The organism is Nonomuraea cavernae (genome assembly GCF_014646355.1).
Taxonomy (GTDB): Bacteria; Actinomycetota; Actinomycetes; order Streptosporangiales; family Streptosporangiaceae; genus Nonomuraea; species Nonomuraea cavernae.
Map to the genome: position 1 here is coordinate 797,197 of NZ_BMNH01000001.1, position 12,811 is coordinate 810,007.

The following is a 12,811-nucleotide window of genomic DNA, read 5'->3' on the forward strand; positions in this document are numbered from 1 at the left end:
GGCGCGCGCCGCACCGCGATGCCCCTTTTGTAAAGGGCCCGAAAGTTCGCAAATTGCCACCTTCAGGTAACCGGCGGCCGGGCGCACTATGGTCGAGTACCTCTCCAAGGAGTCGCCGTGGATCATGACCTGCCCGGCGGAGCGAGGCTGATCGTCGGGGTGGACGAGACCCCGGCCTCGCGATGGGCCCTGGCCTGGGCGATCGGCGCGGCCAGGCTGCACCGGATGGCCCTCGTCGCCGTGCACGTGAGCCGGGCGCCGGTGCATCCGTTCCCCGAGGCGCTACCCGTGCAGAACACCATCAGGGCCGGCGAGGAGGCCAGGTGCGCCGATCTGGTCGCGGGCGTGTTCGACGACGTGGCCGGTGGGATGCCCGACGACCTCACCACGGTCGTGGCCGGCAGGGTCGGCGACCCCGGCTACCACCTCGTCGATCTCGCCCGTGAGGGCGACCTACTGGTCCTCGGCCGCAGCCGCCGGGGCCTGTTCAGCCGGATGTTCCTGCCGTCGACCAGCATGTACTGCGCCCGCCACGCGAGGACCACGGTGGTCATCGTGCAGCAGCCCTCGCCGCCCGACGAGCCTGAGCTGTCAGGCGAGCGGGCCAAGAGGTTCTGGAGCCGGAGAGATCTCTAGCGACCGGCCGAGCGACCCTCCGGGATCAGCGACCGGGCGAGCAGCCGCAGCCCCTCCGGGATGGCCTGCTGCCCGATCGCGCCGTAGCCCAGCACCAGACCGGGCTGCGCCGTGGTCTCGCCCCGGTAGGCGTCGAGCTGCTCCACCGCCAGTTCGGGCGCGGGCCGTACCGACACGCCCGGGGCGAAGCGGGCGCAGAGATGCAGGCCCGCGACCGACGGCACCCGGCGGAGCCGGTCGTCCCGGTCCAGAGCGTCGGCGATCAGCGCGTGCCTGGCGGCGTATTCACGGGTCGCCTTCCTGATGTGCCGGGCCAGCAGCCCCTCATCGATGAACCTGGCCAGTGTCGCCTGGACGGGCAGCGTCCCGTGCCAGTCGGTCAGCCGCCGGGCCGCGCGCAGCGCGGGGCCGAGTGAGGCGGGCGCGACCAGGAAGCCCAGACGGAGCGTCGGCAGCAGCGTCTTGGAGAACGAGCCGACGTAGATCACCCGGCCCGCCCGGTCCAGGCTCTGCAGCGGCTCCAGCGGACGGTCGCCGAAGCGGAACTCACTGTCGTAGTCATCCTCGATCACCACCGCCTGCCGCCGCTTCGCCCAGGCCAGCAGCGCTGCCCGGCGGGCCAGTGACATGGGTGTACCGAGCGGGAACTGGTGTGACGGCGTCACGTACACCAGCCGCGCCGCGCTCGGGATGGCCGAGACGTCGATGCCCTCGCCGTCCACGGGCACTCCGGCGACCCGCGCGCCGAGCGAGCGGAACAGCAGCCGCGCGGGCGGGTAGCCGGGCTCCTCCACGGCCACGCAGGCGCCCGGCTCGACGAGAACCCGCCCGACGAGGTCGAGCGCCTGCTGGGCGCCGTTCGTGATGAGCACGTCGCCGGCACCCGCTCGCACCGATCGGCTGATCCCGATATGCCGGGAGATGGCCTCCCGTAGCCCCTCGTGCCCCGCCGGATCCCCGTATCCGGCGGTGCTCGCGCGCGACTCGTGGGCCATCAACCGGCGCCAGCTCTCGATCGGGAACAGCCGCGGATCCGGCACCCCCACCCGGAAGTCGTACGTCGCCGGCGCCATCGGGCTGAACGGCGGGATCGTCTCCCACACCGCCCGCGGCCGGACGACCCCCTTCGGCGCGGCCCGGCCCCGCACCGGCTCCGCCGAGACGAACGTCCCCGCGCCCGCCCGTCCCGCCAGGAACCCGTCGGCCACCAGCCGGTCGTAGGCCACGGCCACCGTGTTGCGCGAGATCTCCAGCCGCCGGGCCAGCTCCCGCGTCGGCGGCAGCCGCTCGCCCGACCTGAGCCGCCCGTCGAGGATCGCCTCCAGCAGTTGCCGGTAGACCTGAGCGGCCAGGTCACCGCGCCCGGACAGGGTCACGTGCACGTCCATGTTTGGCCCAATCACTTGACCAGAAATTGGAGCTTATATCGGGACAAGTTCGTCCGTAGATTCGCCGCATGACACCGCCAGTTCGCACAAGGTCTGACATGTCGCCCAGGCGAGTGCTGGCCCTGGCACAGCTGGCGAACTCCATCGGCGACGGCGCCTACCTGGTCACCTCGGCGCTGTACTTCGCCAGGATCATCGGCCTGACCCCCACCCAGATCGGCTTCGGCCTCACCCTGGGCTGGGCCGTCGGCGCGCTCGCCGGCATCCCGATCGGCCGCCTGGCCGACCGGCACGGCCCCCGCGGCGTCGCCGTCCTGCTCGCCGTCACCACCGCCACGGCCGTCGCGTCGTTCGTCCTCGTCCGGTCCTTCGCGGTCTTCGTACTCGTCGCCTGCCTGTACGGCACCGCTCAGACCGGGCTGTCGGCCGTCCGCCAGGCCCTGCTCGCCGGCCTGATCGAACCCGCCAAACCGACCGAGGTGCGGGCCGTCCTCCAGGCGACCCTGAACGGCGGCCTCGCCGTCGGCGCAGCCCTGGGCGGCCTCGCCCTCCACCTCGACACGCGCGAGGCGTACCTGACCCTGTTCCTCCTGGACGCCGCCGGCTTCCTGGCCGCCGCGCTCATGCTGCTCCGGCTGCCCGCCGTGCCGGCCGTGCCGTCCCGCCGACGGCCGGCCGTGCTGCGCGACCGGCCGTACGCGCTGGTCACGCTGATCAACACGGTCATGCTCTTCTACATGCCGCTGCTCAGCCTGGTCGTCCCGCTGTGGATCGCCCAGCGCACCTCCGCGCCGACCTGGCTGGTCTCCGTCCTGCTCGTGATCAACACGGCCGGAGTCCTGCTCTTCCAGGTCCGCGTCGCCCGCCGCGTCCAGGGCCTGCCGGACGCCTCCAGATCCGTACGCCACGCCGGGCTGGTCATGCTCGCGGCCTGCATGGTGTTCGCCCTGTCGGCCACCGGCTCCTCGGCCTGGCTCGCCGCGGCCGTCCTGCTGATCGCCATGGCGCTCCAGGTCCTCGGCGAGATGCTGCAGGCCGCCGGCGCCTGGGAGATCAGCTTCGCGCTGGCCCCCGACGACAAGCACGGTGAATACCAGGGCTTCTTCGGTACCAGCGTGGCCTTGGCCAGGATGCTCGGCCCGGTCGTCCTCACCACGGTCGTGATGGGCTGGGGCGCCGCCGGATGGCTCGTGATCGGCGCCGGATTCCTGGTGGCGGGCCTTGCCATGGCCCCCGCCGTCAGATGGGCCGAACGATCCAGAACCCGTACCGACACCAGCGCACAGCCCGCATCCCCCGAGTAGGGTTCGACCCGAGCCGCGATTGTTTGGCATGATCCGAGTGTTGTCCAAGATAGGACGGGTCAGGGCTGGTCCCACCCGGGACAGCCTGGTCCAACCTCGCACATCCGATACATCTGGTTCGTGCGCGACACAGGACCGCAGCCATCCCTTGCTAGGCTGCTGTCAACCGTTGGGTCTCACCCCGGCAGGTGAGACCGTCGAAGAAGTGGGGTCACACCGTGAAGAAGCTGGTTGTTCTGGCGCTGATCGCCCTTGGGGGGCTGCTGGTCTGGCGCAAAGTGCAGGCCGACCGCGCCGAGCTCGATCTCTGGACCGAGGCCACCGGCAGCGAGAACTAACCGACCTGGCGAGGCGATGAGTGACGTCGTCCCCATCAAGCTGGCGTGCCTGGATCTGGCCGGCACAACAGTCGGTGACATCGCCATGGTCGAGCGCGCTTTCGCCGAGGCGATAGCCACGCAGGGCATAGTCCCCGGGACCGGAGCGTACGCACGAGCCATGGTTCACGTGCACCGGTCCCGGGGCTGTCCCAAGATCGATGTCTTCCGGGGGATCTTCCCCGACAACGAGGCCCAGGCGCAGGCGGCCAACCTCACGTTCGAGCGATCGTACGAGGGCACCGTCGAACGGGCGGGGCTCGTTCCCATGCCCGGCGTGCTCGAGGTCCTAGAGAAAATCCGCGGCTCCGGCGTCAAGCTCGCCGTCATCACCGGCTTCAGCCGCGCCACCCTGGGTCGCGTCCTGAGCGTCCTCAGCTGGGACGACAAGATCGACCTGGCCATCTCCCCCGAAGACGCAGGCGGTCGCGGCCGCCCCTGGCCCGACATGATCCTGCACGCCGTCCTCCAACTCGGCATCGACGACGTACGCCAGGTGGCCGTCGTGGGCGACGCCGAGAGCGACATGCTCAGCGGCCGCCGAGCCGGCGCCTCGATCGTGGCCGGCGTCATGACCGGCGTCCACAGCCGCGAACGCCTCCAGAAGGGCGGCGCCACCCACATCCTCGACTCGATCGCCGACTTCCCCGGCCTGATCCTCAGCGACGACCTGGGCCCGCACCACCTACCGGCGCCGGCCCGGTAAGCTATCTTCGTCGAAGGGGCCTTAGCTCAGCTGGCAGAGCGCCTGCTTTGCAAGCAGGATGTCAGCGGTTCGAATCCGCTAGGCTCCACCCACACAAAAGCCCAGGTCAGAGGCCTGGGCTTTTGATCTTTCTCAGGGTTATTCCGAGCCCCGTGCCCGTTGCGTGCCCGATGGCTTGTCGAGCGCACCACGTGCCAGGTCGTTGAGCTTCTGCGCTACCTCGCGTTGACGTTCGTCGGTGGAGTGCTGGTAGATGATCGCGGCCCGAGTACTGGAGTGGCCCATGCGGGTCATCAAGTCCCTGATCGACGCCCCTGTATTGGCCGCCAGGGTGTTGCCCGTGTGTCGCAGGTCATGAAAGTGAATCTTCGGTACGCCCGCTTCCTGAAGAGCCTTGGCCCAGACGCGGCGGTTGAAGTTGGTGTTGCGGAGAGGACCGTCATCCGGGCCGGCGAAGACCAAGCCTTCATCTCCGTCCTGGGTGAAGTCCTTCACGTGTGCCCGAAGCTCATCAAGGATCAGGTCCGGGATGACGACGGTCCGCTTGCCCGCCGCTGACTTCGGTTCGGTGAAGATCAGGCCCTTCCCGGTGATCTGGATCAACTGGCGTTCGATCCGGACGGTTCCAGTGTCGAGGTCCAGGTCTCGGCGCTGGAGCCCGGCGATCTCGCCCCAACGCAGGCTTGCGAAGGTGCCCAGCAGTACGAGAGCCCGGTAGCGGTGTCCGATGACACCGACGACGCGGTAGACCTGCGCCACCGTGAGCACCGGGCGTTCGGAAGACCGCTCCTGTCCGGCGCCCTTGATGCGGCATGGGTTGCGCTTGATGAGCTGGTCATCCACAGCCGTCGTGAGGATGGCCTTGAGCAGCCGGTATGCCTTTGCGAGCGTGACCTCGCTGACCCCCTGGTCGAGTAGGTTCTTGCGCCACCGTCGCACGTGGGGTTCCTTGATCTCGTTCAGCGGCTTGTCCTCGAAGGTCGGGGCGATGTGCTTGCGAAGGAGGTAGCCGTACAGCTCCACCGTCCGAGGGCGAAGCCGCGGTCGCTCGCTTATCCAGTCCAGCGCGTACTTGCCGAGAGCGATCTTTCCGGCGTCCGGGTTGATCCATTCGTCGTCGAGGATCTGTGCCTCGATCTTGGTCAGCCAGACTTCCGCGTCGGTCTTGGTCGCGAAGGTTTCCGGGGCTGGGCGGTCCACACCGTCAGGACCGGCGTATCGAGCCTGGAACCGGCCGGAGGGTAGCTTCCGCACACGGCCGAAGCGTCGCTTGGCAGGCTTCCTCTTGTGGGTACGTCGGGGCTCTTCCTCAGGCATGGGAAGTGAGTCCTTGGCCATTTACGCGGCCCTCCTACGGCGCGTGACAGTGATCGGTTCGACGAGTCCCGCAGCGATGAAGGCTTCAAGCGCCGATTCAGGGATACGCACGTTGCGTCCGATGTGGACGAAGGCGATTCGCCTCTCCTCGATCAGGCGGCGAGGAAAGCGCACCGAGGTGTTCAGCCGCTCGGCGGCCTGTTCGACCGTGAGCAACCGGCCACGAGCCCACTCGGGGAGCATGGAGGCGTCCGTCTGTGTCATGCAGCCCTCCCTGCCTGCTGTGTTGCCGAATGGTCTTGCCCGTCTGCTTGGGCCTGGAGTTGGGCCATGTACGCGCGCCAGCGTTGCCGTTCTGCCACTGATCTGAGGAGGCGCACGGCGAGTGGAGCGAGGTTGGCGTCACCGGCCGGGACGGGCTTCCAGACGTAGCGGAGCGGGTCGGTCGGTTCGTCGGCCTGGCCGAGGGCTTCCAGGACCCAGGTGCGACGGTCCTGCTTGTGTTCGGCCAGGGTCTTGTTCGACCACTTGCGGGAGACGAGGACACGACGGCCCGCGTAGCCGAGGTGTTCGGGCTTGTGGGCCTTGGAGCGGCACCGGCCGGGAGCCATGCCGGCCTTGGCGCCCTTGGGCTGCACGCCGTATCGGAGCCAGTTCGGGCAGGAGGGCGAGCAGGGTTCGTAGCGCAGGGCGTCGACGAAGCGGGCCGCGTGCTCTCGCTGGGCTTGTCCGTCGAGGGTTTCGCCGAGGCTTTTGGTCAGGTATTTGGACAGGTAGCGGATGCACTGGTCGGCGTCCGGAGTGCCGGACAGGATGCCCTTGACGTCCACTTGGGTGCCGAAGCGGAGCACGTGCAGGGGTTCGGCCGCGTCGTCGTGGTCCAGCTCGTCGAGGGCCTGGTCCCAGGTTGGCAGCACTTCGCCGGAGTCGGGGTCGAGGTAGCCGACGCCGTCCTGCCAGACGGGCAGGTGTTCGCCCTCGAAGCGGACTCGGTCGCAGGGCGGCCACCACACCTGGTGGTAGGTCGCCGCCGCGATCTGCTTGATCTCCGCTCGTGGCAGGGTGCCGCGGATCGCCATGTGCAGATGTGGCGCGAGCCGCTTCTGTGGCTCCACGCTGGCGAAGTACTGCACGTCGTAGCCGGCCACGCGGCGAAGGTTCTGCACGAACCGATCGACCAGCTTGGAGAAGTGCAGCGCGTCCCGAGCAGCCTGCGCGTAGTCGTAGGTCTCGGGATCGACCGGCACGCCGTTACGCACCTTGCCGTACGACGGGAGCGTGAGTGTGACGAACAGCGAGGGCCGGTAGACCTTGCCGTCGGGGGACTCGAAGGTCCGTCCGAGTGTGGTCTTGGCCATCTTCCGCTTGGGCAGATCGGGGGCGTCCTGCCGCCGTCTGGTCGAGCGCACCCGCTTGGGGGTGGTCCGGCCGACGACGTTGCCGCGCATGCCTGCGTCGTTGATCTCTTCGTCGAGCCCTGCGAGGACCGCGTCCCAGTCGGTGGTGTCCTCGCCGGCAATGGCAGCCGCATCGCGTCGTGCCTGCATGTCCGCGCGGAACTCCACCAGCCAGCGCTGTTCCTCGGTGGCTGGGGCAGGGCTGTCAACGGGTTCTTCGGCGACGTGCCACCCTTCCCGGCACTGAGCCATCCGGAGCTGCCGGTTGCGCTTGGCGCAGGAAGGACACTTGCTCTCCATCGTCGCCCCACACGGGACATCGACGATCTCCGCCTTGCCGGTGACCAGGTCGAGCCGCCGGAGGGCGACGGGCCGGACGCAGACGCCGTTGAGCTTGGCGACCTCTTCGGCGACCTCACGGGCGAGCGGTTGGGCCATCCGGAGCGCTCGTGGGGTTGAGCGACGGGAGATCGAGACTCCCGACGCGTCTCTCGGATCGTTCAACGGACCTCCTTTCCGACCTCGGAGGCGCTGGCGAACTCGGCGACCATGTCGCGGATGTCGTCATCGGCGACATAGGCCGCGCGGACTCTGACCGGGTCGGGCGAGGTCTCAAGCCGGACGTAGGCCACGCCCGCGCCCAGCTCCGGCCGGGCCGAGATCCGGTCTGCCAGAGCGCCACGGTTCCGCGCGCCGTCACCGAGGACCATGTCCACCTGCTCGGACTCGTCGAGCCTGAGTGCGATCTTGTCGGGGAACAGGTTGCGGATGTTCATGACCTCCTTGCGGGGATCCTGGAGAGCCGCCATGACGCCGACGCCGACCGCGCGGCCTTGGGTGGTGAGCGTGGCCAGAGCAGCGGAGATGCGCCGTCTCAGGTCCTTATCCGACTGGTAGGCGGTGAGGAACGCCACCTCGTCGACGAGGACCAGGACGAACGGATCGTCAACGGTGGGCGTATGCGCCCGCTGGTGGCCGGCAAAGCGCGCGGCGCGGGCCTGCATGACCTTCACGGCGTCGTCGAGCAGGTCGGCGCAGTCAGCGGGATCAGCGGCGTAGCGGGAGCCGAAGAGCACCCGGCCGAAGGACAGCTCCATCAGCTTGGGGTCCAGGGCCCAGATCTCGACCAGGCCCGCCCGAACGGCGGGGAGCAGCCCGCGGATCGTGGACCAGATGACCGAGCCCTTGCCCGCCCCGGTGGCCCCCGCGACCAGGACGTGAGTGCCGTGCACCTTGAGCAGCCATGGCCGTCCGTCCTCCTGCTTACCGACCTCAACCGGACCCACGCTCGGTTCTTCGGGGATCGGGAGCGCTGGTATCGCCGTGGCCAAGGGATCACGTCTTGGAAAGGTGAGCATGAGCCGTCCGGCAGTGGCGACGGTGACGCGGCAGGAGGTGGCGCCGAAGCCGTGCGCCAGGTGGTCGGTGCGGTCGGTCCAGTCCTTGACGGCTTGGCCGTCGAGCATGCGGACGGTGACGGTGTCGGCCCAGGAGGTGCACGTGATCTTTCCCAGGCGGGGCAGGTAGTCGCGGCCTCGCAGGTGCCTGCCGAGACCGGAGACGACCATGACGGGTTGCCAGTGACGACGGTAGACCCAGATGAGCCGCCACCAGGCCAGCAGCCGGTAGCCGACCCAGCGGGCGAAACTGGAACGGTCGGTCAGCGCCCAAGCGACGAGACCGACCGGGACCGGAGTCGTGAGGAGCAGCGCGGTACCCCAGCCGTAGACCAGGGTGATGACGGCGGGGGTGCTCGCGGTAGTGACCGCGATGGGATGCCGCCAGATCGTGCGGACGAGCCCGGCGAGCAGCCGCCAGGCGACGATGACGATGGTGATGATCGCTGGGGTGGTGACGACGGCCGGGCGGAAGACGACGGCCGTGTCGGGCGTGGTGGTGACAAGGTTGCGTGTCTCGTCACCAGGCAGCCGCTTGAACATAAGGTTGGAACCTCTCATGAGTGAGATCAGGGAGAAGAAGATCGGGGGCCGCCGGAAGTTGGCGCTTCTGGCGGCCCCGCCTGGCGTGTCAGGCCGCTGTGTCGGTGGTGGCCTTGGCCGACTGTTCGATGTGCAGGCGCTCGCAGTCGGCCAGGTAGCGAGCGGCGGCGTTGAAGATCTCTCGGGCGGTGGCAACGTCGGAGTCACAGACCGGCCCGCCACCGGTGGTGGAGATGGACACCTCAGCCTCACCTGAGCAGAACTCCAGGAACGGCCGCGGAGTGTCGAGCATCCCGGCGCGAACCCGGAGCTCGGCTGTGTGGAACGAGACGCCCAGACGCGGAGCCGAGCCCGGCCGCATCGACAGCGTGACGTAGGTGTACGGGTCGAGATCGCTCACGCCGCCGTCACCCCGCGCCGATGAATCCGCTCCACGCACCGCGCGAAGTGCTGCGCCTCCTTTGCGAGTTGCCGCGCGAACTCCACTTCAGCCGCCGTCACCCGGTCCGACGCTGCCGTGGTGACCTGCACCTGAACCAGTCCGAACATCAGCGCCAGGACAGGAGTGCGGAGCTGGTAGGCGTAGTTCTCGGCGATCGCACCGGAACGGGTGTTGAGAGTGATCACGCCGGTCGGCCGAGCCTGTCCACGCCGGGCTGTCACGCCGCGTCCTTCGCTGAGCTGAGCTTGCCGACCGGCCGGGGAGCCCGCATCTCGCGAACCCGGATGGAGTAGGCGAGCCTGCCGTTGCCGTTCACGTACGGCGTGACGGTGATCTGGTCGAACTCGACCGGTGTGAACGGTAGCCCCGGCATAGGTGCCGGAGGAACCGGCTGGACCGGGGAGAGGATCTTCACCGCCACCGTCTTCTGAGCGGCCTTAAGCGTGGGGTCCGCGTCCATGACCGAGACCTGCCAGACCAGTTCCCCGGCCTGCTTGTCCCGCGCCTGCACGAACCGTCCGTTGGTTGAGGCGTCGAAGTCCTTCACCGGCTCGACCTCCCCCACGACATAGCGGCCGTGCGGGAAGACCATTGCGAACGTCACAGGGATCGGTCCCTGAAGTGCCATCGTCCCTCACCTCCTTGTCTATCCCCCTAGACGCCAGTGGCAGTTCCGCTTGATTAACTGTCTAGGGGGCTATGCAGAGGACGATAACCGCAGTCTCCCCAACTGTCTAGGGGGGTAAACAGATCGGCGTGTCAGAGTCGCCAGTATGCGACGGTGGCGTCGTCGTGGGCTTTGCTACGTGGCCAGCGAGCGCCGTGCGGGTCCGTTCCTTCGGCCGTACGGACCTGGTTGATGAGTTCGGCGGGGCCCTCGTTCTCCAGGATGTCGAGGAGACGTCGCCAGCTCGCGAGCCCGAAGAGGTCGACTAGACGCGATGCCCCGTCGCTGAGCAGGGCCGTAGCCCGTACCGCATCGGTGGGAACGCTGCCGGTGAGGGCGTTTTCGGCCGCCTGGGGGTCGGCGGAGGCGACCCAGTAGCCGCCGTCTCGGTTGCGGTGGCGGAGTAGGGCTTCTACGAAGGCGTAGCGTTCCTGCTCGTGGTCGCTGGAGCCGGTGGGCAGGGAGTCGAGGCGTGTTCGCAGGCCATCCGCGACACTCTCCAGCCGATTGTCACTGATCACCATGGGTTCGGCCGTGGTGTGCATGTCTAGTACGAGGACGGAGTCGGCCAGGACCAGCCAGTCGAGGGAGTCGGGTGTACGGCGGAGTAGGAGCACGGTCGCCGATGGTGATCCAGGATGGGCGAGGTCGCAGGACGAGGAGTGCAGTGAGGCGACGGTCTTGATGCTCTCGGCCAGCATGTCGGCCAGTGGGCGGTCGTTGACTGCCAGCATGCCGAGGAGGGACGAGCCGAGCATGCGCGTGTACCAGGCCACGCTGTGGACGCATCCGGTCTGCAGGCGTGCGGGATGGCCGGCACCGTCAAGGACGACCACCGCGTCAGGGGTGGCGCCTACGAAGTCTTCGTTTTCCCGGTCGGGACCGGCCACTTCAGTGGCGAAGGTCAGGCTCACGCTGATCAGTCCTCGTCGTGCCGATACAGGGGACTTGCCAGTTCCGCCCGGATGGGTTCCCCGGTCGTGGGGTCGTACTCGACCGCGACGACTGCGGAGAATCGGTGATCTTCTACCTGGCCCCACAGGGTGGCCGTTTCGTTGGCGAGAAGTTGGATCACGCCCAGTGAGCCGCTGGGGTGGATGCCGGCAATCGCGATGATCGTGCCGTTGCCGTCCGGGCGGGCGAGACGACCAAGGTAGGCGGAGTCGGTGGGCCGCTGTGGGTCGCTCTGGGATCCGGAACGGTACACCGTGCCTGTCCGCGTGTCCCGCAGCAACCAGCCCTTGTCGTCCCGGTCCCACCGGATAACAGGGTCGCGATCGTAGGTATCACGCATAGCCGCCGACATTCGCGGGCCGCAGATGACCAGCAGGCCGGACCGGTTGAGGTTGATCTCTCCGTCAACGGTGACGTTGTCGGTCGCGACGTCCAACCCGAAGCTGCGGGCCAGGTCCTCCAAACGCTTGCCGGCGCGCATGTCGTCCAGTGCCACGACGGACCGCGAAGTTGCGGCGTCGAAACGCAGTGGCGTCACCACCGTCACAGCGCCCCGGCCGAGGAACGCGCCTTCGGGTGCCGGGCCGGTGTGCCGGATCTGGTGAATGCGACCGCGTGTGAGCCCCGCTTCCTTGGCGATCTGCGCGTACGAGAGCCCTTGTGCATGCAAGTCCTGGATGACTCGTCTGCGTAGCCGGGCAAGCTCGGTGACCTCCTGCTGGGCAGCGCTGAGACGCTCAGTAGCGACCCGCAGCAATTGGAACGGGTCATCTATCGCGGCGATACGCTCAACGTCACTCGGCGGCATCGGTCCCCCTTTGATCAATGCGAGCGAGTCTAGGCCCCTAGACGCTTTGTCGTCTATCCCCCTTGACAGAATGATTTCGACTGGTTCGCCGGTGTTTGAGCTGACCGCACGGATTGCCGAGCGTCGATTGGGGACGCCCCGCGGACTCACCGAGCCAGCCCCGTCAGCAAGGCCTGCCAGGTAGTACGGGCTTCGGGTACCCGCACCCGATGAGTCTCGGCGACGGTCGGCGGACGATCCTGGGTGACACGCCGGATGAAGGCCAAGCCTCCGGACTCGCATAGTTCGTAATAGACGCACCGGCAGTCGCAGGTCCAGGCGATCACTCGACATCGCCCGTCGTCGCGAGGCGCGTGCCAGTCGAGCGACGCGCACGATGACTGCCGCATCGGAAGATGCGGTGCCAGGCAGGAGGTCATCGACGTGCTGCCGTATGAGGTGCCGTGCTCAGCATGGCCCATACCGTTCGACCGTGGTCGTCGCCCCACACGCCCCAGTTGGTCGACAGGCTGGTGACAAGAAGCAGACCGCGTCCGCCTTCGCCCTCGGGACAGGGCCGAAACACCTTGGGTGAGGACGGACTGCCCTCGTCGAGGACACCGAGCCATAGCTGGTTCGGGTGAGCTTGGACACTCACCAGGAAGCGGCCCCCGAACCGGCCGCTGTTGGTGTGGCGTATCGCGTTGGTGGCCAGTTCGCTGACGATGAGTTCGGCTTCGTCGATGACGGGCCAGCCGTGCAGGAGCGTGGTCACGAACCGTCGCGCTTCCGTGATGGAGGGGGCGGAGCCGAGGAAGTAGCGAGAGAAGCGCCAGGCCGACATGGGGAAGCTCCGTCGTCTAGGGGGCTATACATCGGATGGCGTCAGACTATGA

15 protein-coding genes and 1 tRNA gene are annotated in these 12,811 nt (G+C 68.1%); 5 read left to right on the forward strand and 11 right to left on the reverse strand.

The window, feature by feature from the left end; genetic code table 11:
• Positions 1–117: 117 nt before the first annotated feature.
• A complete protein-coding gene (locus IEY82_RS03735; RefSeq protein ID WP_189122468.1) occupies positions 118–636 on the forward strand; it encodes a universal stress protein in 519 nt (172 codons plus the stop codon).
• Here IEY82_RS03735 and pdxR read toward each other — a convergent pair.
• Complete coding sequence (pdxR, locus tag IEY82_RS03740; RefSeq protein WP_189122469.1) at positions 633–2,024, reverse strand: MocR-like pyridoxine biosynthesis transcription factor PdxR; 1,392 nt, start codon at positions 2,022–2,024, stop codon at positions 633–635. The genes IEY82_RS03735 and pdxR overlap by 4 nt on opposite strands.
• A 98-nt stretch (positions 2,025–2,122) precedes the next feature.
• On the opposite strand from pdxR, the gene IEY82_RS03745 reads away from it, so the two are divergent.
• The 4 genes from IEY82_RS03745 to IEY82_RS03755 all read left to right on the forward strand — a co-directional run bounded on the left by IEY82_RS03745 (position 2,123) and on the right by IEY82_RS03755 (position 4,499).
• Positions 2,123–3,328 carry an MFS transporter gene (locus IEY82_RS03745; protein WP_189122470.1) on the forward strand — a complete coding sequence of 402 codons (1,206 nt, stop codon included), beginning with the start codon at positions 2,123–2,125 and terminating at the stop codon, positions 3,326–3,328.
• Positions 3,329–3,546: 218 nt separating this feature from the next.
• Complete coding sequence (locus IEY82_RS38860) at positions 3,547–3,666, forward strand: DLW-39 family protein (protein WP_214635294.1); 120 nt, start codon at positions 3,547–3,549, stop codon at positions 3,664–3,666.
• A gap of 16 nt (positions 3,667–3,682) precedes the next feature.
• Complete coding sequence (locus tag IEY82_RS03750) at positions 3,683–4,411, forward strand: HAD-IA family hydrolase (RefSeq protein ID WP_189122471.1); 729 nt, start codon at positions 3,683–3,685, stop codon at positions 4,409–4,411.
• Between the two features lie 15 nt (positions 4,412–4,426).
• Positions 4,427–4,499, forward strand: a tRNA-Ala gene (locus tag IEY82_RS03755).
• A 50-nt stretch (positions 4,500–4,549) separates the two neighbouring features.
• Here the strand turns inward: IEY82_RS03755 and IEY82_RS03760 are convergent.
• The 10 genes from IEY82_RS03760 to IEY82_RS03805 all read right to left on the reverse strand — a co-directional run bounded on the left by IEY82_RS03760 (position 4,550) and on the right by IEY82_RS03805 (position 12,759).
• Positions 4,550–5,728 carry a tyrosine-type recombinase/integrase gene (locus IEY82_RS03760; protein ID WP_189122472.1) on the reverse strand — a complete coding sequence of 393 codons (1,179 nt, stop codon included), beginning with the start codon at positions 5,726–5,728 and terminating at the stop codon, positions 4,550–4,552.
• 21 nt (positions 5,729–5,749) lie between these two features.
• Positions 5,750–5,992 carry an excisionase family DNA-binding protein gene (locus tag IEY82_RS03765; RefSeq protein ID WP_225262108.1) on the reverse strand — a complete coding sequence of 81 codons (243 nt, stop codon included), beginning with the start codon at positions 5,990–5,992 and terminating at the stop codon, positions 5,750–5,752.
• Positions 5,989–7,563, reverse strand: coding sequence for a replication initiator (locus IEY82_RS03770; protein WP_189122473.1), 1,575 nt, complete (start codon positions 7,561–7,563; stop codon positions 5,989–5,991). The genes IEY82_RS03765 and IEY82_RS03770 overlap by 4 nt, the downstream gene beginning before the upstream one ends.
• Before the next feature lie 62 nt (positions 7,564–7,625).
• Positions 7,626–9,065, reverse strand: a complete 1,440-nt coding sequence (locus tag IEY82_RS03775; protein WP_189122601.1) for an FtsK/SpoIIIE domain-containing protein — start codon at positions 9,063–9,065, stop codon at positions 7,626–7,628.
• A gap of 88 nt (positions 9,066–9,153) precedes the next feature.
• Positions 9,154–9,465 (reverse strand): hypothetical protein, encoded by a 312-nt coding sequence (locus IEY82_RS03780; protein ID WP_189122474.1) that lies wholly within the window; start codon positions 9,463–9,465, stop codon positions 9,154–9,156.
• The gene (locus IEY82_RS03785; protein WP_189122475.1) at positions 9,462–9,728 is read right to left on the reverse strand and encodes a hypothetical protein; all 267 of its coding nucleotides are present in this window, start codon (positions 9,726–9,728) and stop codon (positions 9,462–9,464) included. The genes IEY82_RS03780 and IEY82_RS03785 overlap by 4 nt, the downstream gene beginning before the upstream one ends.
• Positions 9,725–10,111, reverse strand: a complete 387-nt coding sequence (locus tag IEY82_RS03790) for a plasmid replication, integration and excision activator (protein WP_225262110.1) — start codon at positions 10,109–10,111, stop codon at positions 9,725–9,727. Before IEY82_RS03790 ends, IEY82_RS03785 begins: the two co-directional genes overlap by 4 nt.
• A 155-nt stretch (positions 10,112–10,266) precedes the next feature.
• Entirely contained in the window at positions 10,267–11,088 is an 822-nt protein-coding gene (locus IEY82_RS03795; protein ID WP_189122477.1) for a protein phosphatase 2C domain-containing protein, read from the reverse strand.
• Positions 11,089–11,093: 5 nt separating this feature from the next.
• On the reverse strand, positions 11,094–11,936 hold the full coding sequence (locus tag IEY82_RS03800; protein ID WP_189122478.1) for a sigma factor-like helix-turn-helix DNA-binding protein: 843 nt from the start codon (positions 11,934–11,936) through the stop codon (positions 11,094–11,096).
• A gap of 415 nt (positions 11,937–12,351) precedes the next feature.
• Positions 12,352–12,759 (reverse strand): ATP-binding protein, encoded by a 408-nt coding sequence (locus IEY82_RS03805; RefSeq protein ID WP_189122479.1) that lies wholly within the window; start codon positions 12,757–12,759, stop codon positions 12,352–12,354.
• Positions 12,760–12,811: the final 52 nt, after the last annotated feature.